This window comes from Microcystis sp. LE19-41.2A (genome assembly GCF_027530405.1).
GTDB lineage: Bacteria > Cyanobacteriota > Cyanobacteriia > Cyanobacteriales > Microcystaceae > Microcystis > Microcystis aeruginosa.
Genome location: NZ_JAPZQJ010000432.1, coordinates 1 through 24,830 on the forward strand (window position 1 = coordinate 1; position 24,830 = coordinate 24,830).

Sequence of the window (24,830 nt, forward strand, 5' to 3'; positions counted from 1 at the left end):
CAGAGGATTAAAGATTAGTTATTGTGACTAACTCTTTTGGTTAGAACAAGATAAACTTGAGAATCTTCGGTCAAATTTATTGACTCAAAATCAGCTATACTTAATTTAAATGAAACAGCCCTACCTTGATAAGGGGGGTGCCGATCCCCCCTTAGTCCCCCCTTGATAAGGGGGGTGCCGATCCCCCCTTAGTCCCCCCTTGATAAGGGGGGCATCTGATAACTTTTAACGCCTACCTACTCATATTAGAATCAGTAATTAATTGGCATCCTAGCGGAAACAAATGATTATCGACTTACCCGATCGAGAAGCTACTGTCAATTTAGGGGAAAAACTGGGGCAAACCTTGGCCTCTGGCAGTGTAATTTTATTAAAAGGCGATTTGGGAGCGGGAAAAACCACCTTAGTACAGGGAATTGGCTTAGGATTAGGCATTCAAGAGCCTATAGCTAGTCCTACCTTCACCCTCGTCAACGAATATAACGAAGGCCGCCTTCCTTTGTATCATTTGGATTTGTATCGTTTGCAGGGTCAAGATATCGAGGCGCTGTACCTAGAAAATTATTGGCAGGGAATCGAGGTAGATTTAGGGATAGTGGCGATCGAATGGTCGGAACGTTTAACTTTTTTGCCAGAAAATTATCTAGAGATTACTTTACTCGATCGAGGCGAGCAAGGACGACGAGCGCTGCTCAATTTTGTCGGTGGGGACGAAAAAAATAGCGACCCCACAGGAATCGCCATCAGCACTTGACTTTTGAAGCAATCAAACTTTAGCGGTAACTTTCCACTTATTCTCTAACTCGTCTTTCTTCTAAAGTTTCTTCAAAGAAACTATTGTAGAGGAAACCCGCCGCCACGGCCCCAACAATGGGAGCAATCCAGAATAACCATAATTGACCAACGAGAGCTATATTACCGCATAAAAGAGCAACACCGGTACTACGAGCGGGGTTAACGGAGGTATTGGTCACGGGAATGCTAATTAAGTGAATTAAGGTCAATCCTAAACCAATAGCGATGGGAGCAAAACCGGCCGGAGCGCGTCGATCGGTAGAGCCTAAAATGATGATTAAGAACATGAAGGTCAAGACCACTTCCGTGACCAAAGCGGCGAATAAACTGTAACCACCGGGAGAATGTTCTCCGTAACCATTGGTGGCCAGAGGGTTACTGCCTCCCAGAGCGAAACTGGGTTGACCACTAGCAATAATGTAGATAATTACTGCCGCTAAAATCGCCCCTAAAACTTGAGCGATGATGTAGGGAAGTAGTTCCGAACCGGGGAAGCGTTTACCTGCCCAGAGACCGAAGGAAACGGCGGGATTAAAATGTCCCCCCGAAATATGCCCTAAAGCGTAGGCAAGAGTGAGGACGGTTAAACCGAAGGCGAGGGAGACACCCACAAAAGAAATCCCCAGATGGATATTAAAATCAGCACCATCTACGACACTCTTGGCTTTACCCACAAATACTGCCGCTAAAACAGCACTACCGCAACCGCCGAGAACGAGCCAAAACGTCCCGATGAACTCTGCTAGATACTTTTTCATCTCTATATCAAGGTTGAATGATTTTGCTTTTAGGTTATCTCCCATCAGACCGGATTAAACTGTTATAAGATATTAAAAAATAGTTATTTTTTACCTTCAATTTGCCGTTCTCATGGGGAAACTATCAGCTTTTTAGGGATATAATAGTAAAAAAATCGGGAATTTCTGATAATTTCACACTTTCTTTAGATTTACTTCTATCTTGATGTCTGATGGATTTTGGCAGTGTCTGACCCTTTCCGCCGAGTGCTAATTATGAGATGATCGATGCAGGAAGAAAAAGCGATATTTAATATCAACAATACTTTTTATCGACCGGAGAGTAAAATCGTCCGAGATTTAGGAGTTTTAGGGGCGGCAATTGCCCAAAAAGAGCGGGGCAGTTTGATAGAGCCACACACTCTAACCTAGATAGGTTATACTAAGATTGTACGCACATCGCAGTTATCTCGTTACAGCGTTAAGTATTGCCCATGATTTCCCCACCAGTTAATTCTCTTCCTGAAAATTTACCTTTAAATGACAGCAATTGGTCGTGGGAAGAATTTGAAGCCTTTTGCCACGATCTAATTTCTAAATTCAGAACAACCAAGACGGCAAATCGCTATGGAAGCAAAGGCGATTTTCAACGAGGTATTGATATTATTGCGGAGCAGACGGATGGTACTTGTTGGGTTTTTCAGTGTAAAAGATATAAAAATTTTCGCCCAGATCATGTAAGAACAGCTATTGAAAAGGCTACCTACAAGGCAGATAGATACATATTGTTATTAAGCTGTGAGGCTAGTTATAAGGTTATAGACGAAATCAAAAAACATCCTAATTGGGAATGCTGGGATCTACGGGATATTTCTATCAAAGTTAGAGAATTAAACCCAGATATTTCCCGCAATTTGGTGACAACCCATTTTGGACAAGATTGGCGCAATCGCTTTTTAGGTTTATCAGGACTAGAAACCTTTGTTTCGTCAGAAACATTTTTTCAAACCTTATTAGATACCAAGCGTTTATTTCATCATTGTTGGACATTTGTTGGTAGGAAATCAATCCTCGAAAAATTACATCGATTTATAGATTCTGATGATCAAAAAATCGCTATTTTTACAGGTATTGGCGGAAGTGGCAAGTCAAAACTGCTTTATCACTTTGCGAAAGAATTCGAGCAACATCACCGCGATTGGGAGCTACGATTTGTGATGAACGAATCAATCACAGTGGAGAGCCTTGATGAATTACTAACCCAGCCTAATTACGCTATTATTATCGATGACGCTCATCGAGAAAAAAATTTATCTAATTTGTTTAATTATATTAAGCAGCGATCTAAAAATCAGAAATTCAAATTGATTTTTTCATCTCGACCTCAAGGATTAGATTTTCTACAATCAAGCTTAACAGATTCTGATTTTGACCAAAACGACATTACAAAGCTAGGTAATCTAGAGCCTTTAAATTATGACGAAATTAAAGAATTAGCCCAACAATCCTTAGGAAAAAAATACGAAGATTCCGCACCACTATTAGCCCAAATAACTCAGGATTGTCCTTTAATAACAGTTATTGCTGGTCAATTAGTCGCTCAAGATAAAATTCATCCAAGGTTACTAGAACAAAATGATAAATTTCGTGAGTCTGTTCTGAATAAATTTCAGCAAGAGAGCCTGGGAAAAATAAGCGATCGCATCCCTTCAGATAAATGTCAAAAGATATTACAGTTGATTTCTGCTATGGCTCCTATTCCTATTCCACAAGAAAATAGTGAGTTTTATCAAATAGCCTCTCAATATCTTAAGATCGAACAATTTCAACTAAAGCAGTATATTGGTATTTTGTTGGAAAATACGGGGATTCTGGTACGAACACGAAACAAAATACGAATTACACCAGATATCTTATCAGATCATATTCTAGTTACGGCTTGTTGGCAGACCTTTCCTACGAATTATATACAAGAAATTTTTAAATTATTGACATCGCCTTCTATTTCTGAATTATTTTATAACTTTTTAGATAACGTTTCTGAATTAGATTGGCGTATTCGTCAAGTTAACAAATCGGAAACTGGGTTACTCGATGAAGTTTGGAATACTATCGAAGAACAATACCAAAAATGGTCTAATCGAGATCGATGTTATTTTCTAGGCAATTTAAACCAGGTTGCTTACTATCAACCTAAACAAGTTCTTAAGTTGATTAAAATTGCGCTCAGTAATAAAGGAGATGCTGAGGAAGTTAATAGTTTGCGTCTGAAAACAATTCCGCGCCTTCTTGGGATGGTGGGTCGTACAATTGACTATCTGCCTGATTGTTGCAATCTACTTTGGGAAATTGGTAAACAAGATAATCGAGCTTTGAATCTATATCCCGATCATGCTCTGCTAATTTTGCAAGACTTTGCGAAATATGAAAAAAGCAATGGACTAGAAACACAACAAATTATTGTTGATGCGGTATCTCGATGGTTGACCAGAATCGATAATGATAATTACTATTTTTTAGCCTTAAATATTCTGGATGAAATTTTTAAAAAAGAGTTTGAATATCGATATACAGAGAACCTAACAATTCAGATTCAAATCCATCTTCTCAATCCTGAATTTGCGCCCACGATTCGTAGCCAAGCACTAAAATTAATCGAAAAATGTTTAGAATTAGATACAAAAATAATTATCAGAGCCTTACAAAGTTTGGAAAATGCTCTTAGAGAACCTCAAACTCGTAGCGGCGATAGAAACGAAGAACTTTGCGAAAAATGGGTATCCGAGCAGTTAACTATTTTAGAAATTATCGAGAAATTAGTTAAGACTAACCATGACCCGATTATACATTTAAAAGTGGTCAATATACTAGATTGGCACATACATCAGGGCTATTCACAAAAAGTCAGAGAAAAAGCTTTACATATTACCCAATGTATTCCCGATACAGATGATCTGCGATTGGTGGGTTTCATGATTGACCATGAATCTTTAGATTGGTTAATAAATAATAAAGGTCAATTTGATTTATTCAATCGTGATTGGTATAGCCAAATATGTGAGAGAGTAAAAGCGATAGCAGAAGAATATTGCCAAGAAATATTTTTACAAAAATACAAATCGTCTCAAGCTATTGTACAAAAAATTAATCAGAAATGCTTGGAGGTAGAGGCGGCCAGTCAATGCAAAGATCGTTATTATTTGAAATATCCTTTTTTAGATTGTTTAGTTCGAAAAATTGAAAGACAAACACTGGTTGAAATCTGTGAAGCAATCTTAGAAAATCCTAGTTCTCCAATAGCGAATTACTTTGGTTTTTTCTGTAGCCACCTTAGACGGAATGATTTAGATACTGCCATTCATCTAATTCAACTAGCTATCGATAATGGTTCGGTTCCGATTCTTTTATCGATTGCTACAAGCTACTATTTCTGGCCTGAGAGTTTACGAGATGAAGATGTTTCTATACTATCAAGTCTATTATCTAGTGATAACCTTACTATCAAAGGTGATACTATCAATTCTATCGGTAGAATAGCCAGTCAAAAACCAGATTTAATGAAACCACTTATTTTAAATGTTGATATTGAAAATAATCTCGAACTAGCTAAACGCTTATATGGTAAAATCGGAACTACTCACGGTCTTCCCTCAGATTATTTGTCTAATAATGAAGTGGAATTACTATTGAAGAAGCTTGTAACAATTCCAGAAATCAGTGATTATGAAATTGAAAGTTTTTTAGCTATGGCGTTTAAACATAATCCTCTCGCCGTGATTCAGTTTCTTCTCGATCGTATTCGCTATAGAAACGTTAATGCTCTCCATAACTATACCCCGATCCCCTATCAAGATGCTTATAAATTTTTTGTATCCCTCCCAGAGCCAGAAATTTATTCTCATATACTTCGACAAGTAAGGGATAAAATATTTGATGGAGAATGCGAGCGTTATTTTATAGCAATTTTATTTCACGCTCTCTCAATGGTTAAAAACGGTGAATCTAGCAAATCATCTTATTATAAAGATGATAATTTGACATTTTCTTCAACGAGCTTAGAAATTCTGAATGAGTGGATTAATTCAGAAGATGCGGAAAAAATTCGAGGAGCCAGCTGTTTGCTTTTAGAAGCTCCCCGTTCATTAATTCTCGAACAAGTAGATTTTATATCCAATCTAGCTTCTAAAGCCTATGAAATTAGTCGGGATTGCTTTCTATCCGTACTACAAAACTTACCCGGAGTATCCTGGACTGGTGTGATATGGGCAACTCCGCAACAACCGATTCCCGAACTAATTCAGTTCAAAGATGACTGTTTAAAAATTGCCGAGACATTTCCTCCACTTTCCGCTAGTCGTAGGTGTTACGAGGAACTAGCTAAAGTTTTCCAGAAAACAAACGATGCTTTTTCCAATCCTGATATCGATGAATGAGTGAACAACACACCGCAGTAATAATACTAAATCTTGTTTAAAGGGGATAGGAAAGTGGAGAACACTGGATCAGGGAGTGGGGAGCGGGTTTTTAAAGTTCGATTAGGAGTTAATCATGCTATTAAAAGCGGATTTGCTATTAATCGTGAAAAGAAAAAAAGAAGCGATCGAGTGCTAATTATGAGATGAGCGATGCAGGAAGAAAAAGCGATATTTAATATCAACAATACTTTTTATCGACCGGAGAGTAAAATCGTCCGAGATTTAGGAGTTTTAGGGGCGGCAATTGCCCAAAAAGAGCGGGGAAGTTTGCGCGTTTTAGAGGTAATGAGCGGCTCTGGTGTGCGAGCGCTCAGGTATTGGTTAGAAAGTGGTGCGGATTGGCTGTGGGTTAATGATGGTAATCCAGAAATTCAGCCAACTTTAGCCGCTAATTTAGAGAGTTTATTACAACAGAAACAAGGGAAAATAACCTATAAATCTGCTCAAGAAGTTCTCCTAGAATGTTATCTTAAAAAAGACCATTACGATCTAGTTGATATTGATGCTTTTGGTTCCCCTGCATCTCTGTTTAGTGCTATTCCTTTAGCCACTAAAATCGGTGGTTTAATTTATCTAACTAATACCGATGGACGGACGCTGACGGGTCATAATCTAGAAAATAGTTTAGCTGATTATGGAGCCTCTGCTCGCAATCATCCAGCTGCCCACGAACAGGGATTAAGATTAATTATCGCTGGTTTGCAATTAGAATCGGCCCGATTAGGTTTAGGAATTACGCCGGTTTTTTCCTTCTTTTTTGGTCAAAGTTATCGGGTGATGGTGCGGTTAACGGCTAATAGACAATTAAATAGTCATAACTACGGTTTTCTCGGTTATTGTCATAGCTGCGGGGAATATCAATCAGTGCCTTGGCCGAAGTTAGGCAAGATAGTTTGTTCTGGGGACGGGCAACCTTTAACTTTAACCGGACCCTTGTGGTTAGGCAGTTTACACGATCGCTTGTATCTAGAAAAAATGGCAGATTTAGCCGATCAATGGCAGTGGAAAAAGGTAGTTAAATTGTTAGAAATAATGAGGGAAGAGAACGATTTTCCTCCCTATTTTTATAGCTTTCGGGAAATTGGTAGAAGGGGGAAATTAGATTTACCCAAAAGGGAAGATTTAATTGCAGCTCTCTTAGAACAAGGTTATCGAGCCGCTGCCACCCATATTAACCCGCAAGCACTGAAAACTAATGCTTCTTTAGCCCAATGTATCGCACTGCTCAAGGACTAATTAATTAAGGATTGCTGAATAAATCTAAAAACCTTGTTGGATAATATCTTTAGGCTTGTTTAAAATCAAAAAGTGCCAGCTCTTGCAGTGATCAGGGGGGAAAAAGTACTTGAATTTTACCCCCGATCACTCCAATGGTAGGCACTTTTTGCGGGAAAAAAAGTCTAAAAGCCTTATCCAACAAGGTTTTTATATTTATTCAGCCAGCCCTATTTAGCGATCGAGGTAGCTACATTAGGACTATTGGGGTTAATATCAATAGTCCGGGTTGCGGGAATAACGATTAAGTCTAAATCTTCCATTGGGATAGCACCAAGCAATACTTGATCCCCCATTACCAAAGCACCGACGAAACCGATGCGGTTTTTGAAACGAATTTCGATCGGTCCAACGTAGGGAACCAGTTGACGGGAACCATCGGCTAAAATTACCTCCTTGCGATCGATTTCAGTTAATTTTAACTGAATTTGAATATGTGCAGGAATGCAGAGATGCAAGGCTCCCGTATCAGCCAAGGCTGGGGTTTCTAGAGGCGATAGGGAACGATCAACGGGGTTACTAAGTTGTATTTTGGCTGAAACTAAACCCATTTTATCCTGTTGAGGTGGTCTATTAATTAGATTATACTAAATCCGTTGAGCATAGGCTACTTATCAGGACAGGCAACAGGCAAAAGGAGGAATAAATAATCAGTTTTTAATAACTGGATTTAGTATTATAACCTCCTTAAACTGCTCCCCAAAAAGGCAAAAGCTGCCTAGTCCGCACCCTAGAAAATCTCAAAAAAAATCGACCTAGCGAGTTTTTCTTCTGCATTAGCAAAGCCTAAGTCTTCAAAAATGTTTCCCGAACTAATAGTATATTCTGTCATAATTATTTATCTTCTTTTCGATAATTATTTTTGTTGCGCTTTTTTAAATTTTTCGAGTATATCATTTAAGTACCTAAGCAAAATTAACTACACATTTCGATAAAGCTTTTGCCTCTTGCCTATTGCCTCTTGCCTGTCTTCACTAGGAAATTTATTTTGCATGACTACTTATGACTTTTTCTCCATCTAATCCCTCTCCATTATCTAATTCGGCTATGGCAACGTCAATTTTTTGACGAGTTTCTTCTACCCATTGTAAGTAATCTTGATCGAGGATTTCTAGCAAGTAAAAAGGGGTATCTATGACTTGTTCTGAATTATTAAATCTGCCACTTTTTAACTGTTTTTGGATAAATTGTTCTTGATTGGGTTTTAGTTGAATATTCATGATGACTTTTGTAAGGTTAAGGGTTAAGTCGAGTGTCCTGTTTCATTTTACTACAAGGATTAGCTAAAATAGGTTAGTTGAGGTGCATTACATAACATTAACGCCCCTTCCGAGATCGGCGATCGCTCCTTGTTTGAGTTGGTCAATGAGAGCATTATCTCGTTCCCAGCTTCTACCTGAATATTGCTTTAAGGCAGAGCCTTGAAACAAGGGAAATGAGTAGGTAGGGTGCGTTAGGAGCGCAACAATATTATTTAATTTACATTAATTACATACGCGACGTAACGCACCAATATTATACTAAATCCGTTGAGTAACCCACAGAAAACCGGTTTCTCCGAGAAACCCGTTTTCTACTCATGCACTCATGCAAAAAGGGGAATAAATAATCAGTAGATCGTAGGTTGGGTTGAACGATAGTGAAACCCAACACTTTTAAATAATTGGGTTGGGTTGAGGAACGAAACCCAACCTACGGCTCAAAAAAAAAAATCGACCCGCCGCTAGGCGGGAAAAAGAGAAAAAGGGTAAAAAGGGTAAAAAGGGAAAAAGGGTTACAGAGTCCTCCCAGCACCGCACACCACCCGAAAACCGTAGTTGACGTCGCCGTTGGGGAAGAAGCTGTTGCGGAAAGCGGAACGGCAGAAAGCAGGATTGAAGAACCAAGAACCGCCCCGCAATGGAGAACGATTATCATTACCATTTTTTATCCAAGCACTGCCATCCTTTGGTGCATTCTCATAGCTATCATGCCAATTGTCCTCGCACCACTCCCAAACATTGCCAATCATGTCATAGAGTCCCCAAGCATTGGGCCTTTTCTGACCCACAGGATGAGTTGTCTTCTGAGAATTTCCGTCATACCAAGCGTAATCTCCTAACTGATTGGCATCATCACCGAAATAATAGCGAGTGGTTGTCCCCGCACGACAAGCATATTCCCATTCCGCTTCCGTCGGTAGGCGATAGGTTTTGCCAGTTATTTGACTCAATTTCTGACAAAAGGCTTGAGCGTCCTCCCAACTAACACTTTCTACCGGATTTTGGGGATTGTTTTTAAGATAAGAGGGATTTGTTCCCATTACTGCTTGATATTGTGCCTGAGTCACTGGATATTTGCCAATCGCAAAACTGTTGACTTTAACTGGGTGTTGAGGCTTTTCATAGCTTTTAGCATCGGGATCACTTTCAGGAGAACCCATGAGAAATTTACCTGCTGGTAAGCTCACCATCTCCATTGTGACTCGATTGGGTAGTTTTTCGGTAAATGGAGTAGGTGAAGCAATTAGGGGTATTGGTGAAACAGGCTTTTTGACTGCTGCCGGTGCTGGTGGAGGTGACGGGGGAGAATTCCATCCCACAGGTTGTAAGGCATTTAAAACCTGTTGTGCTGTCCATCTTTGTTTTCTATCTTTTTGCAAACACCCTTCAATAATCGGTTTAAACTCTTTCGGTAAACTGGGGATTTGTAGCTCACAATTCATCACCTTTGCCATTAACTGGTGAATATCATTATTAAACTTATAGGGAAGTTGATTAGTCGTCATTTCGATTAACATAATACCCAATGACCACAGATCCCAAGCTGAGGAAATATCCCCCCTAAAGGCTTCGGGAGGCATATAAATAATTGTACCGCTATTGTGGACGGTTTGAGTGTGGCTTTTGTTATTTAAGGTTCTAATTAAGCCAAAATATGCTAACTTGTATTGTTGATTAACCTTGAGGATATTACCCGGTTTTAAATCTCGATGGACTTTATTTTGTCCATGAAGATAATTTAAGCCCTGGGCGACTTGAGCAGTAATATTTTTAATCTCATCCGCTGACAAACCGCCTTTGGCAATGTGATTTTCTAGGCTACCCTGTGCCAATTCCATCACTAAATAAAGCATCTCCGTATTGAAAAAAGTAAATTCCCCCACCGAATAAGCCTTAATTAAATTAGAATGTTCTAACTTTCTGGCATTTGTTAATTCAATTAATTTATCATCGCTACTTTCTGGGATAACTTTAATGGCAACTTCTTAGACCGATGTATTTCTGACCATTTCACTAGCATGAAATACACCCCCAAAACCACCCGCACCGAGAAACTTATTAAGACGATAGGGGCCTATTTGTTGCCCTTCTAACATCTTCATCATTTGGTCTAGCATAATAATAACTCCTGAATTAGCCAATTTTTACGTTGTGTAACTATCCTATTAAGTGAGTGGTTATAATTATTAAATTGAAGATAGATTGTGCCTTTGATCCCCCCTTGATAAGGGGGGCGCGGATCCCCCCTTAATCCCCCCTTGATAAGGGGGGCGCGGATCCCCCCTTAATCCCCCCTTGATAAGGGGGGCGCGGATCCCCCCTTTCACTAGCATGAAATACACCACCAAAACCACCCGCACCAAGAAACTTATTAAGACGATAAGAGTTTATTTGTTGCCCTTCTAACATCTTCATCATTTGTTCTAGCATAATAAATAATAACTCCTGAATTAGCCAATTTTATTGATAGTAGGGTTAATTGATAGTAGGGTTAATTGATATAGCGTTTCCTGTTCGCAAGAGGTACACTATCGATGTTGAAAAGCTTAATTAGCAAAGGTTTAAGTGTGCCACACAGGTGTGAGAACCGCTATAGTAGGGTTGATTCATGAATCAACCCTACCATGTCGGGGGTTTAGGGGGTCTTGCCTCTTGCCTCTTCTCAACAAGCAATGTAAATTACGAACAGCTTACTAAGAGCTAATTTCACGACCGAGGTGGGCAAGCTTATCTAGAACAGATTGAAGCAAAGATCGCCGCTGCTCGACGACAATATCTAAGTTAGCCAACATATACTTTACGTCTTTGTAAGCATTGTCCAGCAAGGCTAGTAATAATTCGCGATCGCTGACAATCTCTTTTTCTGATGGGGTGCGGGTCCGTTGGGGTAATAAGTCCGCTGGTGGAGAAGGAGGGAAGGGCGATCGCTCGGACTCTAGCTGTTGAATGGTTTGTTGTAAATTTTCAATCACCCCATACATTTCCATCGGGTCAAAAACCCTTAACAGACTGGTTTGTGTGACAATGCCCAACCCCCGACCCCAGTTCCAAGAAACCACCAAACGCCCCACCCGCCGTTTTTGCATTTCCTGATGGGCCGTCCACAGGGAATCCTCGGGGCTGAGGAGAAATAAGGGCGTACTCATCACCGTCTGGGCCCTAGTTTTGTGCAGATCGATTTGAACTGCTTGAAACTGGACAAGATCTCGCTCTGTCACAATACCAACAGGGTAGTCATTGTCTTCGGAATTTCTCTGGGTGATCACCACACAACTGACACGATGTTCAGCCATTAACTGGGCCAATTGCAAGACTGTGGCGGTGAGTGGGGCCTGTACCACTTGACTGGTCATCACATCGGATACGCGACGAAACCGCAACAGATTGGCCGGACGCAATATCTGGCGAATACTTTCATGGGAGATCACCCCGATTAAGTGTCCTTGGTCATCCACAATCGGCAAATGGCGAATGCGGTAGCGCCGAAACAAAAACAGGGCAGCAAAAATGTCTTGAGCAGATTGCTGGGGCAACGTGATCAGGGGATGTACCATCACATCGGCAACGGTTGTCTCGGACAGGTTAATCCCTTGGGCGGTGAGTCGCACCACATCCCGTTCTGTCAAAATTCCTAATAACTCTTGTCCTTGCACCACCAGCAGACAGCTAACACGCGCTTCTCCGGCCGGAGCAGCTAGAGGGGATAGGTCATCGGTGAGCAAACACAGACGACTATGGGCCTGACCGATCATGGCGATCGCATCTGCCAGGGAAGTGGTTGGCGGCACCGTCAAGGGCTGGCGATTGATCGCTTTTTCCAGATCGGGGGCCCAACTCAGAGGTGTATCAAAGGACATCAGCACCATCCCGCAATCGCAAAGGCCAAGATAGACAGAACAGCCACTGGGCAAAGAACCCAGACTCTCAGAGTTGCTAAAACCCGTTCTAAAACTATCTCAAAGTGTAGCGTCATTTAACTTTTTCCTAAAAGATGTAACGTTTTGTTACAATTTTTATTAAACTCGTAAAGATTTTAGACCCACTTCGGTGTATCATAGAGGGATGTAACAGGTTAAAGCCTGAAGCTTTTCATTTAGGGGTTATTCAGCCTCTAATGGTTTCAGGAGCGGCATCACCAGACGCTGGGGTGAGTACTTCCGGGTTCTGGTCGGCCTGAAGGGTTACTCCGGAAATTCTGGACACCTTTCCATAAAGTCGATCCAGCACCCGCTTTACGGAAATACGCTGCCATGGTTGACCGCGTTTGGTGGTGTAGCCCTGTTCATTAAGCCAATCGGCGATCTTCTGCAAGGATTTCCCTGATTTGTGATGACGGCGAATCAGTTCAATGACCCGGCACTCTTCCGGATCATCCACTAATTCCCCATCGATCGATCGTTGTCCAAAGGCAGGGGAGCCGTAGCCCGCATAACCACCGTTGCTTGCTTTTGCTTGTCTGCCTTGTTCTAGCCGCTCCCAGGCAGATAAATCGTTTGAAGGGGTCGCTGTCATAGGGGATGTCAATGCAATAACTTGCAAAACCATATTATCGCAACTTAACGTCGCAAATTTGTTTTGATTGGGGGCAGCCGATGACGACTTAGAAAGTAAAACCCGCGCATGAGCAGGGACTAGATGTCACCATCGATGTCTGGGACGACCAAACTATAGACGATACCCCCGGGAGGCGGACAAAGTTAAAGGGTCAAAGGCCAAGCATTTTTAGATGAGGAGCGGGTCAAGGCTGGATTTCTATTGTAAAACGCAGCGATCAGAGAATTTGTCCTAAGTTACACAAAATCAATTTGGAGATATAAACATGGGTACGGCTACATTTATTCAAGATGAAACTGAATTCGATTCCCTCTTAAAGAGTGAATCCCTGTTGGTGGTAGATTGCACGGCAACCTGGTGTGGACCTTGCAAACTGGTGGCACCGTTGATCGATCGATTGGCCGATGACTATCGCGATCGCGCCAAAGTCTTCAAACTTGACCTGGACAGTAACAAACCCGTAGCCAAACGCTTTGGGATTAGAAGTATTCCGGCTGTCATGGTATTTAAACAGGGGAAATTGATAGAAACATTAGTTGGGGTTAAACCCTATGAAGAATTTACCGCTGCAGTAGAACGACAATTATAGTCTTCCACTCTGGACAAACGTCCGACCTTAACCCTTTCCTTCTCACACCACTATTCAATTTTGAGGTATGGCGATGAACAAGCTTATAGAAATCCGGTGTCCCAACTGTGGCAGCGTAGCTCAACGGCTCTTGAGCGATCGCCTGCCCGCAGGATATAAGTGTCCGGCCCGGCAAGTTGCTCAGACGGAATGCCCAGTGTGTGATTATTTCATCGCCATGTGTTGGCAAAATGGCGCTGTGCTGGAGGCCTATGCTCCCGGCATTCAGGGGAACACAGCTGCGGCTGTGCCGCCCCAAACCCAACCAGCGATCGCCCATTGGTCTTTGTCATCTGTGTTCAAAGTGGCACTCAGCCCACAAGAGTCTAGGAAATTGCTATCGGGACAACCCTAGTCAACTTTTGCGTTTATACCAGTTCTTTAATTTAACAACACCATCCAACTCCTATGCTACAAGCTCAAGAAATTATGACCCAAAACGTTGTCACCATTCGTGGTTCGGCAACGGTTGCCGATGCCGTGAAATTGATGAAAGAAAAAAAACTGCGGGGTTTGATTGTCGAACCGCGCCATGAACAGGACCCCTATGGAATTGTCACCGAAACCGACATCGTTTACAAAGTGGCGGCCTTTGGCCACGATCCTAAAACTATGCGGGTTTACGAAATTATGGCCAAGCCCTGTGTGGTCGTCAATCCCGAACTGGGGGTGGAATATGTAGCCCGGTTATTTGCTCAAACCCGCATTCGCCGCGCCCCGGTGATTCAGGGCAAAACTTTGCTGGGCATTATTTCTGTCAGTGATATTCTCTTCAAGAGCGATTTTGTCGAAAAGCCCAAGCGGTTGTTCATTGAAGATGAAATTGAAGCGGCCCGGGAAGACGCGCGGGCAATTTGTGCGGCCAAGGGTGAAATCTCTCCCGATTGCGCCGCAGCCTGGGATGTGGTGGAGGAACTCCAAGCCGAAGCCTCCCATCAACGGGTCAAAAAACAGGGGACTAACTCACTTCAGTCCTACTGCGAAGCCAATCCCGATGCCTTAGAGTGCCGCATTTATGAGGATTAAATCTTGGAGGAATGTAAAGATTTATTAAAATGTAACATAGGCTACAGCTTTACTTAGTTTAGTGTGTACTGTTTCGCTGTCCTCCTTCTGTCTTGGGTTGGCCTGTTGCTTCACCTAGCTGCGAGGGGGGACTCACTAAGTTCTTTGTCCCCTTTCTCCTGTAACAGTTCTTGATGGGTTTGTCTGAGTTTAGCCTGATTGATAATGATAGCGAGCTTGTAAAAAATAAACCTTATTTCCTGTGACTTTATAAACCAAACGATGCTCTAAGTCGATCCGTCGTGACCAAGTGTCGGCAGCAATATACTTAAGAGGTTCGGGTTTACCCAATCCTGTAAACGGATCGCCATCCAAAATATCTGCTACTAAGTCTAAGATTTTATCGCCTTTTTTCGGTTCGTTCCGATACCACCAAGCTAAATCTGCTTTGAAATCAGGACTAAAAACGGGCAAATAATCATGAATAGGATTGTTTTTAGGTTTATCTGGCTTATTTTCTCTTTTAGGACTCAATTCCTAACTCCTCTTTCAATTCAGCTAATGTTTGAGGAGTTGCATCTTCTGTCTGGGTCCATGCTAAAGAGCGAAATAAGCGTTGGGCATTTTCTGGAGATCGCAATAAATAAACACACTCTAATAAACTGGAAAGCTCATCTTCAGCAATTAAGGCCACATTTTTCTGATTGCGACGCTTAATGACGATAATTTGAGATTCGTCACACACCTGATCTAAGAGACTCGCTAAATTCATTCTCGCCTGAGAGTAGGTGGTTTCTTTGCTTAACATGATTTTTAGGGGATACTTGTACGACCTTATTGTACAAGTCCAAGCTCTTGAACTCCCCAAAAACCCCAAAATCTGAAGGGAGGAGAATGTAAAGATTTATGAAATTGTAGCTTAGGCTACAGCTTAGTTTAGTTTTGTGTGTACTCTATTGTCGTACAGCTTTGGTGTTGGGTTGGGCTGTTCCTTAGCCAAACCTAGAAAAGCTAATAGTTCCACCGATTCAGGGAGATGAACTGATTGGCTGGAGGGATATTAAGCTGTTGACTATCTGAATTGCTCGTTAAGACTGCAAGGGAGAAGGGAGCAGGGAGAGAAAGTTCGAGCATTTGTACTAAAAATTCCAATACGCAGTTTAAATTCAGTACAGCTTATCCCCAGTCTATCAGCTAGTTGGTGCGGGACGGGATTTTCTGAATCTACAACCTACAGAAGCCGCTATCTTATTTCCACAATAAGTTCCTTTCCTAAAGCTTTGACGTATTTTTCTAAAGTAGAAATACCGACAGATTCCACATTCTCTTCTAGGTTGAAAACCGTTGCTTTATCCCAATTTAACTTACGCGCTAATTCTTCCTGAGTCAGTCCAGCTTCTTCTCTTGCCTGTGATAAGATAACTCCCAGCTTGAAACTGAGATAACCAGACTCGAAGCCTTGGCAAAATTGACTGTCAGTTTGTTTTCTCCTGTTAATATATTGTTCTACATCACTCATCGTCGAATCTCCTGTTCAAGTAGTCTCGTTTTCGTTGCTCTGCCAAATTAATCTCTTGGGATGGTGTTTTTTGAGTCTTTTTAGCAAATCCGTTCGTTAAAATAATTAAATCACTTTCTCCAAAAAAGCCCAGCAGACGGAATATATTATTGCCAATCTGAACCCTCACTTCCCAAATATCATCAGTATTGACTAATTTTTTCAGGTATTGACTCGGGACAGAATCTAACTCCTGAATTAAGCGTAACACCCACAACACTTTTTGAGCTTGTTTTCCAGACAGAGAATTTAAAAAATCTTCAACGGGGCTGGCTCCTGACTGGGTACGATAAAAAACAATCTCCTTCATATAATAATCAGTTTAAGAAAACATTTCAATATTTTAGTGATGCCATTTCATTTGGATTGTAGTGATTCCATATCGCCAGTCATTGGTTGTGCATTATCTTACATCTTCATTCAATAAGTAGTCGTGCCAAATAAATTTCCTAGTGAAGATGGGCACTCATGCAAGAGGTGGTTAGATATGTGGTAAGGATTCAGGTGCCTCAAATGCAGTCACAGAGCGGCTTCTCAAATCTCAGAACTCGCTAAACTAACAGTTTCATTCTCAATAAGCACGAAAATTAAGCCTTTCAGCGTTTCTTAATGAGAATGAGGATTTGGCCATAATTCGCCTAAATGCTTACACAGCATGGGTTTGACTGCTTTTTGTATGACCTGAATCCTTACGATATGTGTAATTAATTTTGCTTAGGTACTTAACATTGTCAGAGTTGTGCAAGTGTCGGAATATTTTTCCCTGCCAAAACCGAACGAATGACACTAATTATAACAAAATAGAGAATCCGCAGCTCTCTTAGGTTTGGTGGGTAAAATGTATTCTGAGATACAGTCTTGGGGCAGTGAGTGGAACTAACCACAGAGACACAAAGGACACAGAGATCGATCACCACTATATAAGTTAAACTTATCACACAAAGAATAACAGAGCCAATCCGCTTCAACAACTTCGAGACAGAGATGAACGCAAAGACGAATCCGACAGACCGCGCCACAATAACTCAAGGAAGACGATAGTTCGTCTGAGAAGCAGTAAAACAGCGGAAAACACCTGAGACTCCCTGCTCTGTCAACCCCTAAGCTAGGGAGAGAAATATAAAGATTTATTAAATTGTAGCTTTTGATACATTTGTGGGGGGGGGAGTGTGTATTGTTCTACTATCCGCCTTTGGTGTTGGGTTGGGTTGTTGCTTCACCTAGCTGCGAGGGGGCGAACACTTATGTACTGAGTAGCGAATGGTGATGAAAAAAGGATTTTTCAGATGGCTACCAATTTTAGCCTTAACTACAGCTTTATCTTCTAACTTCTATCAGAATCACGATGATATTGCTCAAGCCCGTAATTTGAGACGTGTAAGCAATGGTTTTGCTTTCGAGATTCAGAATTGTAATAAAGACAATAATTCTGTAGTTTGTACTTTTATGGTTGCAAACTTAGGGGAAGTCAGAGATCTTACTTTTTATCCCCAATACTCTATCATCATTGATTCTACCGGCAAGCAATTGACGGGATCGGAGGGACGTATTGGAGGAATAGGTCGTGATCTAGTATATATGAGAGATATGCCTTCTAGAGTCCCCATTAACGGAAAAATTCTCTTTAAAGGAAATTTGCCCGGAAGAATCGTTTATCTGCGATTAGTAGGTTCTAATTTCTCAGTTGAATGGAGGTAATATATTACCTCGGTTAACTGTTAACTGTTCACTGAATAAAGACTCGTAGGTTGGGCTGACGCAAGGAAACCCAACAACTTCCTGGAATATTTTCACAATTTTTGTTGGGTTTCGCCTTTTGAGCCGATGGGTAATACCAGAGCAATAATGATAGCTCAACCCAACCTACGGCTCGATTAATTAACAAACTGATTCAGGAATGATAGTTATGGCAATCAGAATCAAACTTTGGGCAGATTATGGAAGTTACCCACTTTGGGGAGTAGATGAAATTGATAACATTGCTCCTGAAGAATTACCATTAAGTCAAGCAACCATTCAACGTTTAAACCCATGGCAGGATACTTACGATAAGACTTTAAATCAAGACTATCCACCTTGATCAGATTTTCCTAATCAGCAAGCTGAAATGGATTTTAAACAAGAAGGAATTAGTTTATGGAAACAGTTATGTCTTGAACTGGCAGCAGATTATGAAGTTTTCTACCAAAATGAAGGTCAATTGTTCAGACATCCTAAGGAAATAACCAAAAAATCTACAGTACAAAAAATAACAGTTTGAGTATCATCACCTTCGGCTCCGGCGCAGCTTCAACCATCAAGCGCCAACTAAAACCCTCTTAATCCACCAAAAAAGAAACCACAAAAGTTGGCTAAATTGCTTCTAAAAATACCATAAATGCCCCTTGATTCAATCTTGAGGGGGTTTTGTTTTTTTATATCTCTTTTTTGGCAATAGATGCTATAATAGAGGGTCACTCTTTAAGATTGCTTGCTTGATCGTGGACTTTGAGATTATCAGCGATATCACGAATATCGAGATTATTGCCACAGGAACAGGAATTCGTAATCGGGAACGGTTGCAAAAACAGTATGGCAAAGGTAAATGGAGAAAATTAAAGGGCATAGCCCAAGTTCAGCTTCCCAATGGTATAGTAAGGTTAGCTGAAGTCCATTGGTATGAAGCTCATGGCATCGGCAAAAAAGAATTTAAGCTCAAGTTACCGTTTCTAGATTGACCATGAAAATAGAGTCATCTCCAACAAATAAGTTCGCAGTTTGTCTCAATAATGAAGGCTACGAAGCTTCACTAGAGGTGGGCAAAATATACCGCGTTATCCCTGATGAGACAGCAGAAATAAACAGTCTAATTCGGGTTATTGATGAAAGTGGTGAAGATTACGCTTTTTCTGTGAATCGGTTTCATGCTATTGAGTTACCAAAGCCAATAGAAGAGGCTTTATTATCAGTTGCCAACTAAAACCCTCTCAATCCACTGAAAAAGAAACCACAAAAGTAGGCTAAATTGCCTCTAAAAATACCATCGATGTCCCTTCATTCAATCTTGAGAGGGTTTATTTTTGGCATCTATTAATACTTCTAAAAATTGTCAAACTTATTAATGATGTCTTGAATTTGCTGCGCTGGGATGTCTGTTTGGTCAGATTTGGTATAGATGAGGAGCATCAAAACACAACCATTGTCTTTAAGTTGATAGATAACACGATAGCCGCTACTTTTGCCCTTTTGAATATCGCTGTTTTTGAGGCGAACTTTAAAGACAGTGTAGCCTATTCCTGGTATTTGATCGCCGATGAATTTGCCTATCTGAAGGTCATCAATTAGAGGTTGTAGGTCAGTACGAATGCTCCGATAGCGTTTGGCGAGGGTGCGAAGTCGATCCTTGAATTCATCAGAGAAAAGGAGCTTAATAGAGGGAATTTCTTCAGTCATCTATGCCATCCCAGAGTTCAGAGATGGGATGTACTTTGCCTTCTTTAGCTTGCTGAAGAGAAATACAAAGACTGGTGAGGATGAGTTCTTTTGGTTCGTCGTCAGGGTCAGTGGGTGGAGTGAGGATATTACGCGATACTAGCAATTGGTAGAAATCATCGAGTGCCATTCCCGTTAGTTCGGCTGCTTGTTCAAATTTAAGGCGTTGCTGCTGATAAAGCATGACAGCGATTTCCGTGAGCATTTGAGCTTCAGTCATTTGTACTGTTTGCAGAAGTTTAGAGGGAAGGATGAGGTTCATAGAGGTTTCATTAAGTGGCAGTAACTTCATTGTATCGCCATGAAAAGGAAACCACAAAAGTAGGCTAAATTGTTTCTAAAAATACCATAAATACCCCTTCAATCAATCTTGAGGGGGTTTATTTTTTTGCCCGTGTTTCCACATATTCTCGCAGGGCGCGATTAATACTGGTCTGATACCCCTCCTCTTGTGTGGCCTGGGTTTTGAACCAGTCTATCAGGTCAGCATCAAGGCTTAGAGTTATCTGCTGTTTGAGCGGACGATAGAATACACCACGCCGCGCCCTGCTCCAATCTCCCGTAGCCTCTGGGATCAGATCTGTGCGGATAGGCTCTTGTGATGCGGCTAGAGCGTCAATTTCAGCCTGTATCTCTGGCGGTACTGGATTACAATCTCCCTTCTTCATAAGCCCTCCTTTCATGGGCTGTTGCCCTGCGTGCGCTAATAATTCGTCCCGTTTCCTCTCCGGTCACTGAATCAGACTCCGGCCAAGTATGCACCACAAATACAGTCAGTTTACCGATCAGTCCGATAGTCTGCCAGCGTTCTTCCTCTGGGTATGGATCAAGACGGCTGACAGCGAGAGAATCGGCAAAAACATATTGAGCGGCTTCAAAGCTCAAGCCGTGATCGCGCTTGTTTGTCCGATTTTTGTTGTCGTCCCATGTCCACTTCAATTTTACTCTCCAAATGTAGCTATAGCGTTTCCTGTTCGCAAGAGGTACACTATCGATGTTGAAAAGCTTAATTAGCAAAGGTTTAAGTGTGCCACACAGGTGTGAGAACCGCTATATATTATAGTTACTACATTAATTTTTATCAACATTGTATTTGCGCTAACGCAATCGCAATAAAATTTACCCCTGTCGGGATCATAACATTATCCAGATATAATGCCAGTATAACTACCGATTTAGCAGCAATAGCAAGCTAAACAAATTACTCATCATCAAAAGATAACAGTTCGAGCGGTATGTGTTAATTATCATCCCTTTCGGCTTCGGCGCAGCTTCAACCCTCAAGCGCCAACTAAAACACTCTAAATCAACAAAAAAAGAAACCACAAAAGTTGGCTAAATTGCCTCTAAAATACCATAAATGCCCCTTCATTCAATCTTGAGTAGGTTTATTTTTTTGCCTTCCTCCCTCAAAAAATTCTCAGGGACACTAGAAAATAACTAAAAACTCTGCTGGAGTAATAATTGGAATCCCTTGATAAGTATTGAGAATTAAAAGCTCCTTATCGCCTGTTATGATGTATTGTGCCATTCCAGATACAGCTAATTCTAAGAATTTATTATCATCTAAATCGGAACAAACTCTCGTTTCATGCCATATATCAACAAATAAGCTCCTATTTTTAAGAGACGACAAGAAATCTAACCTATCATCTTTTTCTAAATATTTGTCAAATTTATTTTTACTTATTCTCGTTGCCAATTCTTGATAAGTTGCCTCGCTCTGGAGAATAGTAAATTGACTGACTGCTATATTGATTACTTTTTTGGGTGTTCCTAGGGGATTTAGTAAAGCACTAATAAAAACATTTGTATCTATAACAACTCGATTAGGATTCATCTACTAATAGTTCTGTTAGTTTATCTTCTGTCAAACCTTTAGCTTGAGCTTTTTTGCCGACTTTATCCATAATTGAGATAAGACTTTCTGAATTTTCCTCAATCGTCAGATTAACTTCTTGTTCAGGAGAAAGACCTAACTGAGCGATTAGTGTAGGAATCTCCGATACCTTAATATTTTTGAGAACTTGTTTCATGGCTTAACTAGGTAACTAGGTGTATCTTCAACTTTTATTGTACTCTATTTAATCACATTTAACAGTGTTCCTCAAATCGTCCTCGACCTCTTCGCCACAACTTCAACCCTCAAACATAAACTAAAACCCTCTAAATCCATCAAAAAAGAAACCACAAAAATAGGCTAAATTGCCTCTAAAAATACCATAAATGCCCCTTCATTCAGTTAGTCTAGAGTGCGGAACGGCAGCCAGTGGAGAAATGAAGTCAAATCCCGTCATACTTTATCTTTATTTCTGACTGGCTGCCTAGACAAATCAGAAAGTAAAAGTCGTGCGGATAGTACCGATAACTAAGGTGGAATTGTTGTTATTAGAGTTAGGAGAAGTAATCACGATTACCCCCGGAGTAAGGGCGATATTATCGGTGAGTTTCCACTCATAAAATCCTTCGATATGAAAGGAAGTATCGGGATCATTAGTGGCACTGCCATCATTTAATCTAATACTAGAACTAGATACCCAGGGCTGCATACCAACAATAATACCCGCCGTATTTCCTTCCTTAAATAAATCAGGAAAAGCCAAAGTTACCGCCCAATTCCAGATATCTAAATCCCCGCGTTCTAGTTGTCCATCTAAGGTGCTAAGAGTGATAGCTTTTGTATAGCCACCCCAACCACCGAGGACAAAACCATCGACAATTCGCCAAGTAAATTGTAAACCCAAACTATTATTAATTGTCGGCACAGCCTCCCCGAATAGTTCTTCGGTGAAAAATCGGAAATTCGAGTGCTGGCTTCCCGTTCCCGTATCTAATTGGTTATAACCATGAAGGTAGGATAAAGCAATGCCAAAATTCTCGTTAGGAACATAACCCAGCTGCCCTAGGGCAGTATAGGAACCGTTAAATAAACCCGCACCCGGGTTAGGATCGTTAGCATCCCCGGCAAGATAACCGGCGCTGAATTGCAAAGCCCCATAATTACCCTGTAAACCGAGTCCAGTTTGTCCGGGGGCAAAATAAAGGGGATTGCGAGTACCAAAAGCGGAAAGCGCCCCACTAGCACCATCTCCATCCAAAAAGTTGAGGGTATTGGTAAAGTCATCTTTAGCACCTCCCGTCGCTTCTAACCAGAGTTGGATATTTTCCGTTAGGGGGAAACTGTAGTTTAAAACTTCTAGCAATAAATCGTTGCCGTCCGGTTGGGTAAAGGCTAAGGTGCTTTCAAAAGTTCCCGTAGTATCGGCTAAATCGGCAATATTTCCCGTTGCTAGACGGGTATAGAGTAAATCTTTGCCTGTGAAGCTAGTATTTAATTCTAAACGGGCCCGATAACCAAAAGCTGGCACTTGGGGAATCCCTTCACCACCGTTTTTTTCTCCTGTGGCTACCCCATATAATGCCATCACCACTTCCCCGGTTAATTTAGTGGTGGTGGAAAATTGATTATTTTCCAGAAAAGCGACTCGATTTTCTAAGTTATCAACCCTAGCACCCAATGCCGCTAATTCTGTCTCGAATTCCCTGACTAATCGCTTGATTTTGTCTAGATCTTCTTTTAATACCGCTACTCCTTCTTGAATCAATCTTTCTAGGGTATTTAAGCAAGCATTCAACCCGGCGGCAAATTCCCAACGAGTTAAAGCGCGTTCACCGCGAAAAGTGCGGTCAGGATAACCTACTATACAACCATACCTCTCCACGAGACTTCTTAAGGCCTCAAAAGCCCAGGCAGTGGGAGAAACATCCCGCAATTGATTGACACTTGTTACCTGTGCCATGGGGTTACTAGAGAGGTTTTCGAGACTATTAGCCAGTACCGGACCAGAAAAACCCAGTAATATGGCTGCTGTTAGGAAATTTTGCTTGATTTTCATTGCTGTCTCTCACACCTATAAGAATGATTATTGTTCTCAGTATAATCAGGTTAGCAAACTTTTTTCAGTCTGGCACTGTTGCAAATATTTTTCAAGTGTTACTCCAGATAAAATCTGAATTATCTAGCATTTCTTGGTTCAAATAAATCTTAAATGATAATAAAAACAATAGGTAAATAATTTTATTTTTCCTAAAAACAAGATAGAGACGCTGCTGACAGCATCTCTAAATGATTATTTTTGGTTCAATTGAGGATAAAAAAGAGGTAACTAGCGTAATTCAGCGTTAAACTCGTTAAAAGAGCGTCTTTTTAACTCTAGCGATTGCGATCGAGGCAAAAGCTCAAAAACCTTTCTTAAGACATCATCCACATCTTCATATTTAACATTGCCCAAACCATCATAAACCACTTTACCTTGTTGGTCTAAAACCACCGTTTGGGGAACCCCACCGCGATAATAGTAACCCGGTTCATCGGCACGATAGGAAGACTTTAAGGGGATAGAATCGACACTTACGGGGATAATACTGGCGGCGCGACCGTAAAACTCTTGAAAACGGGAGACAATCGCCGCAAATTGCTTACAATCGCTACTATCATCCAAATAATAGACAATAATAGCTGGAATTTTCCGTTGAAAAGTTTCCGCTAAATTTAAACGCGGTGGCACGAGGGAACCATTACCCGCATAGACCACAAAAATATTACCATCGAGGCGATCATCATCGATCCCCGCATAGGCGCTAGGGGTTAGCCAAGGAGAGAAACTCGTCAGAGCAACAATGAGAAAGACAAGACAGATCTGAAGACGCAGCCGATAACGAGATTTCATGATCAACAGGGTTAGAATATTAAGACAATTTTTAGTTTGACATACCCCACGCCTTAAACAGACGTGGATTCTTCTAGCATCACTGCTGTGAATTTCTGGCTCAACGAGTCCACTTGAATTAGATTCCTGGCGAAATCCCACCCAGAGGTGGTTCTCTCCCCAGACTTTCGCTCCCTTACAGAAGCCTGTTTTCGGGGGCCCCTACGATACAGTTCAAAACCTCTAAAATAATTGGTTTCTCTGGTACTTGACGCTTAGAGCTTTTACCTATAGGAGCATTCCCCTATAGAACCCCATAACTCTAGTTTTCAAGGTGCGTTCATCCTGCGATGACTGGGTT

Annotated in this window: 27 protein-coding genes and 4 pseudogenes; 11 read left to right on the forward strand and 20 right to left on the reverse strand. The window is 41.2% G+C overall.

The window, feature by feature from the left end; genetic code table 11:
- Positions 1-283 precede the first annotated feature (283 nt).
- On the forward strand, positions 284-754 hold the full coding sequence (gene tsaE, locus O9290_RS18245; RefSeq protein WP_012264480.1) for a tRNA (adenosine(37)-N6)-threonylcarbamoyltransferase complex ATPase subunit type 1 TsaE: 471 nt from the start codon (positions 284-286) through the stop codon (positions 752-754).
- A 37-nt stretch (positions 755-791) separates the two neighbouring features.
- On the opposite strand, the gene aqpZ is transcribed toward tsaE, so the two are convergent.
- Positions 792-1,553 (reverse strand): aquaporin Z, encoded by a 762-nt coding sequence (aqpZ, locus tag O9290_RS18250; protein ID WP_288026662.1) that lies wholly within the window; start codon positions 1,551-1,553, stop codon positions 792-794.
- A gap of 267 nt (positions 1,554-1,820) precedes the next feature.
- Between aqpZ and O9290_RS18255 the strand changes: the two are divergent.
- The 3 genes and pseudogenes from O9290_RS18255 to O9290_RS18265 form a co-directional block, all read left to right on the forward strand.
- Positions 1,821-1,940, forward strand: a pseudogene (locus O9290_RS18255) (tRNA (guanine-N1)-methyltransferase); the annotation flags it as partial.
- A gap of 86 nt (positions 1,941-2,026) precedes the next feature.
- A complete protein-coding gene (locus O9290_RS18260; protein WP_288057702.1) occupies positions 2,027-5,965 on the forward strand; it encodes a restriction endonuclease in 3,939 nt (1,312 codons plus the stop codon).
- 192 nt (positions 5,966-6,157) lie between these two features.
- Positions 6,158-7,243 carry a class I SAM-dependent methyltransferase gene (locus tag O9290_RS18265; protein ID WP_288026664.1) on the forward strand — a complete coding sequence of 362 codons (1,086 nt, stop codon included), beginning with the start codon at positions 6,158-6,160 and terminating at the stop codon, positions 7,241-7,243.
- 209 nt (positions 7,244-7,452) lie between these two features.
- On the opposite strand, the gene O9290_RS18270 is transcribed toward O9290_RS18265, so the two are convergent.
- From O9290_RS18270 to O9290_RS18295, 7 genes and pseudogenes are all read right to left on the reverse strand, one after another.
- Entirely contained in the window at positions 7,453-7,833 is a 381-nt protein-coding gene (locus O9290_RS18270) for a pepsin/retropepsin-like aspartic protease family protein (RefSeq protein ID WP_002763730.1), read from the reverse strand.
- Between the two features lie 432 nt (positions 7,834-8,265).
- Positions 8,266-8,502: a ribbon-helix-helix domain-containing protein gene (locus O9290_RS18275; RefSeq protein WP_002763732.1), complete on the reverse strand. Its 237-nt coding sequence runs from the start codon at positions 8,500-8,502 to the stop codon at positions 8,266-8,268.
- 87 nt (positions 8,503-8,589) lie between these two features.
- A complete protein-coding gene (locus tag O9290_RS18280) occupies positions 8,590-8,712 on the reverse strand; it encodes a hypothetical protein (protein ID WP_002763733.1) in 123 nt (40 codons plus the stop codon).
- Between the two features lie 344 nt (positions 8,713-9,056).
- A pseudogene (locus O9290_RS18285) lies at positions 9,057-10,661 on the reverse strand (SUMF1/EgtB/PvdO family nonheme iron enzyme).
- Positions 10,662-10,866: 205 nt separating this feature from the next.
- A pseudogene (locus tag O9290_RS28550) lies at positions 10,867-10,974 on the reverse strand (serine/threonine-protein kinase); the annotation flags it as partial.
- Between the two features lie 263 nt (positions 10,975-11,237).
- A complete protein-coding gene (locus tag O9290_RS18290; RefSeq protein ID WP_043999540.1) occupies positions 11,238-12,410 on the reverse strand; it encodes a CBS domain-containing protein in 1,173 nt (390 codons plus the stop codon).
- 238 nt (positions 12,411-12,648) lie between these two features.
- Complete coding sequence (locus O9290_RS18295; RefSeq protein WP_002763750.1) at positions 12,649-13,089, reverse strand: recombinase family protein; 441 nt, start codon at positions 13,087-13,089, stop codon at positions 12,649-12,651.
- Between the two features lie 274 nt (positions 13,090-13,363).
- Between O9290_RS18295 and trxA the strand changes: the two genes are divergently transcribed.
- The 3 genes from trxA (at position 13,364) to O9290_RS18310 (ending at position 14,752) form a co-directional block, all read left to right on the forward strand.
- Positions 13,364-13,687, forward strand: a complete 324-nt coding sequence (gene trxA, locus O9290_RS18300; protein ID WP_002763751.1) for a thioredoxin — start codon at positions 13,364-13,366, stop codon at positions 13,685-13,687.
- 67 nt (positions 13,688-13,754) lie between these two features.
- The gene (locus O9290_RS18305) at positions 13,755-14,081 is read left to right on the forward strand and encodes a hypothetical protein (protein ID WP_002763752.1); all 327 of its coding nucleotides are present in this window, start codon (positions 13,755-13,757) and stop codon (positions 14,079-14,081) included.
- A gap of 53 nt (positions 14,082-14,134) precedes the next feature.
- Positions 14,135-14,752: a CP12 domain-containing protein gene (locus O9290_RS18310; RefSeq protein WP_002751597.1), complete on the forward strand. Its 618-nt coding sequence runs from the start codon at positions 14,135-14,137 to the stop codon at positions 14,750-14,752.
- Positions 14,753-14,941: 189 nt separating this feature from the next.
- On the opposite strand, the gene O9290_RS18315 is transcribed toward O9290_RS18310, so the two are convergent.
- From O9290_RS18315 to O9290_RS18330, 4 genes are all read right to left on the reverse strand, one after another.
- Positions 14,942-15,265 (reverse strand): Txe/YoeB family addiction module toxin, encoded by a 324-nt coding sequence (locus O9290_RS18315; RefSeq protein ID WP_002763753.1) that lies wholly within the window; start codon positions 15,263-15,265, stop codon positions 14,942-14,944.
- Positions 15,255-15,539, reverse strand: coding sequence for a type II toxin-antitoxin system Phd/YefM family antitoxin (locus O9290_RS18320; protein ID WP_002763754.1), 285 nt, complete (start codon positions 15,537-15,539; stop codon positions 15,255-15,257). The genes O9290_RS18315 and O9290_RS18320 overlap by 11 nt, the downstream gene beginning before the upstream one ends.
- Before the next feature lie 435 nt (positions 15,540-15,974).
- Positions 15,975-16,250 carry a helix-turn-helix domain-containing protein gene (locus tag O9290_RS18325; protein WP_002763755.1) on the reverse strand — a complete coding sequence of 92 codons (276 nt, stop codon included), beginning with the start codon at positions 16,248-16,250 and terminating at the stop codon, positions 15,975-15,977.
- Positions 16,243-16,599: a type II toxin-antitoxin system RelE/ParE family toxin gene (locus O9290_RS18330; protein ID WP_002763756.1), complete on the reverse strand. Its 357-nt coding sequence runs from the start codon at positions 16,597-16,599 to the stop codon at positions 16,243-16,245. The genes O9290_RS18325 and O9290_RS18330 overlap by 8 nt, the downstream gene beginning before the upstream one ends.
- 950 nt (positions 16,600-17,549) lie before the next feature.
- On the opposite strand from O9290_RS18330, the gene O9290_RS18335 reads away from it, so the two are divergent.
- From O9290_RS18335 to O9290_RS18355, 4 genes and pseudogenes are all read left to right on the forward strand, one after another.
- On the forward strand, positions 17,550-17,987 hold the full coding sequence (locus O9290_RS18335; RefSeq protein ID WP_002763759.1) for a hypothetical protein: 438 nt from the start codon (positions 17,550-17,552) through the stop codon (positions 17,985-17,987).
- 208 nt (positions 17,988-18,195) lie between these two features.
- Positions 18,196-18,549, forward strand: a pseudogene (locus O9290_RS28255) (immunity protein CdiI family protein).
- A gap of 220 nt (positions 18,550-18,769) precedes the next feature.
- A complete protein-coding gene (locus O9290_RS18350) occupies positions 18,770-19,006 on the forward strand; it encodes a hypothetical protein (RefSeq protein ID WP_004161776.1) in 237 nt (78 codons plus the stop codon).
- 2 nt (positions 19,007-19,008) lie between these two features.
- Entirely contained in the window at positions 19,009-19,248 is a 240-nt protein-coding gene (locus tag O9290_RS18355) for a hypothetical protein (protein WP_002751846.1), read from the forward strand.
- A gap of 119 nt (positions 19,249-19,367) precedes the next feature.
- Here the strand turns inward: O9290_RS18355 and O9290_RS18360 are convergent, their stop codons facing one another.
- The 8 genes from O9290_RS18360 to O9290_RS18395 form a co-directional block, all read right to left on the reverse strand.
- On the reverse strand, positions 19,368-19,721 hold the full coding sequence (locus tag O9290_RS18360) for a hypothetical protein (RefSeq protein ID WP_002763763.1): 354 nt from the start codon (positions 19,719-19,721) through the stop codon (positions 19,368-19,370).
- Complete coding sequence (locus tag O9290_RS18365; protein ID WP_002763765.1) at positions 19,714-20,052, reverse strand: UPF0175 family protein; 339 nt, start codon at positions 20,050-20,052, stop codon at positions 19,714-19,716. Before O9290_RS18365 ends, O9290_RS18360 begins: the two co-directional genes overlap by 8 nt.
- Positions 20,053-20,140: 88 nt before the next feature.
- Positions 20,141-20,428, reverse strand: a complete 288-nt coding sequence (locus tag O9290_RS18370; RefSeq protein WP_288087353.1) for a BrnA antitoxin family protein — start codon at positions 20,426-20,428, stop codon at positions 20,141-20,143.
- Entirely contained in the window at positions 20,409-20,645 is a 237-nt protein-coding gene (locus tag O9290_RS18375) for a BrnT family toxin (protein ID WP_288055718.1), read from the reverse strand. Before O9290_RS18375 ends, O9290_RS18370 begins: the two co-directional genes overlap by 20 nt.
- A 544-nt stretch (positions 20,646-21,189) precedes the next feature.
- Positions 21,190-21,600 carry a putative toxin-antitoxin system toxin component, PIN family gene (locus O9290_RS18380; RefSeq protein ID WP_002763774.1) on the reverse strand — a complete coding sequence of 137 codons (411 nt, stop codon included), beginning with the start codon at positions 21,598-21,600 and terminating at the stop codon, positions 21,190-21,192.
- Entirely contained in the window at positions 21,590-21,796 is a 207-nt protein-coding gene (locus tag O9290_RS18385) for a hypothetical protein (protein WP_002763776.1), read from the reverse strand. The genes O9290_RS18380 and O9290_RS18385 overlap by 11 nt, the downstream gene beginning before the upstream one ends.
- A 297-nt stretch (positions 21,797-22,093) precedes the next feature.
- On the reverse strand, positions 22,094-23,656 hold the full coding sequence (locus O9290_RS18390) for an iron uptake porin (protein WP_288055722.1): 1,563 nt from the start codon (positions 23,654-23,656) through the stop codon (positions 22,094-22,096).
- A gap of 270 nt (positions 23,657-23,926) precedes the next feature.
- Complete coding sequence (locus O9290_RS18395; RefSeq protein ID WP_043999545.1) at positions 23,927-24,490, reverse strand: thylakoid membrane photosystem I accumulation factor; 564 nt, start codon at positions 24,488-24,490, stop codon at positions 23,927-23,929.
- Positions 24,491-24,830: the final 340 nt, after the last annotated feature.

Coding starts and splice junctions, on each gene's coding strand:
- tsaE (WP_012264480.1), top strand. CDS start 284: ATGATTATCGACTTACCCGATCGAGAAGCTACTGTCAATTTAGGGGAA.
- aqpZ (WP_288026662.1), bottom strand. CDS start 1,553: ATGAAAAAGTATCTAGCAGAGTTCATCGGGACGTTTTGGCTCGTTCTC.
- O9290_RS18260 (WP_288057702.1), top strand. CDS start 2,027: ATGATTTCCCCACCAGTTAATTCTCTTCCTGAAAATTTACCTTTAAAT.
- O9290_RS18265 (WP_288026664.1), top strand. CDS start 6,158: ATGCAGGAAGAAAAAGCGATATTTAATATCAACAATACTTTTTATCGA.
- O9290_RS18270 (WP_002763730.1), bottom strand. CDS start 7,833: ATGGGTTTAGTTTCAGCCAAAATACAACTTAGTAACCCCGTTGATCGT.
- O9290_RS18275 (WP_002763732.1), bottom strand. CDS start 8,502: ATGAATATTCAACTAAAACCCAATCAAGAACAATTTATCCAAAAACAG.
- O9290_RS18290 (WP_043999540.1), bottom strand. CDS start 12,410: ATGGTGCTGATGTCCTTTGATACACCTCTGAGTTGGGCCCCCGATCTG.
- O9290_RS18295 (WP_002763750.1), bottom strand. CDS start 13,089: ATGGTTTTGCAAGTTATTGCATTGACATCCCCTATGACAGCGACCCCT.
- trxA (WP_002763751.1), top strand. CDS start 13,364: ATGGGTACGGCTACATTTATTCAAGATGAAACTGAATTCGATTCCCTC.
- O9290_RS18305 (WP_002763752.1), top strand. CDS start 13,755: ATGGCGATGAACAAGCTTATAGAAATCCGGTGTCCCAACTGTGGCAGC.
- O9290_RS18310 (WP_002751597.1), top strand. CDS start 14,135: ATGCTACAAGCTCAAGAAATTATGACCCAAAACGTTGTCACCATTCGT.
- O9290_RS18320 (WP_002763754.1), bottom strand. CDS start 15,539: ATGTTAAGCAAAGAAACCACCTACTCTCAGGCGAGAATGAATTTAGCG.
- O9290_RS18325 (WP_002763755.1), bottom strand. CDS start 16,250: ATGAGTGATGTAGAACAATATATTAACAGGAGAAAACAAACTGACAGT.
- O9290_RS18330 (WP_002763756.1), bottom strand. CDS start 16,599: ATGAAGGAGATTGTTTTTTATCGTACCCAGTCAGGAGCCAGCCCCGTT.
- O9290_RS18335 (WP_002763759.1), top strand. CDS start 17,550: ATGGTGATGAAAAAAGGATTTTTCAGATGGCTACCAATTTTAGCCTTA.
- O9290_RS18355 (WP_002751846.1), top strand. CDS start 19,009: ATGAAAATAGAGTCATCTCCAACAAATAAGTTCGCAGTTTGTCTCAAT.
- O9290_RS18360 (WP_002763763.1), bottom strand. CDS start 19,721: ATGACTGAAGAAATTCCCTCTATTAAGCTCCTTTTCTCTGATGAATTC.
- O9290_RS18365 (WP_002763765.1), bottom strand. CDS start 20,052: ATGAAGTTACTGCCACTTAATGAAACCTCTATGAACCTCATCCTTCCC.
- O9290_RS18370 (WP_288087353.1), bottom strand. CDS start 20,428: ATGAAGAAGGGAGATTGTAATCCAGTACCGCCAGAGATACAGGCTGAA.
- O9290_RS18380 (WP_002763774.1), bottom strand. CDS start 21,600: ATGAATCCTAATCGAGTTGTTATAGATACAAATGTTTTTATTAGTGCT.
- O9290_RS18385 (WP_002763776.1), bottom strand. CDS start 21,796: ATGAAACAAGTTCTCAAAAATATTAAGGTATCGGAGATTCCTACACTA.
- O9290_RS18390 (WP_288055722.1), bottom strand. CDS start 23,656: ATGAAAATCAAGCAAAATTTCCTAACAGCAGCCATATTACTGGGTTTT.
- O9290_RS18395 (WP_043999545.1), bottom strand. CDS start 24,490: ATGAAATCTCGTTATCGGCTGCGTCTTCAGATCTGTCTTGTCTTTCTC.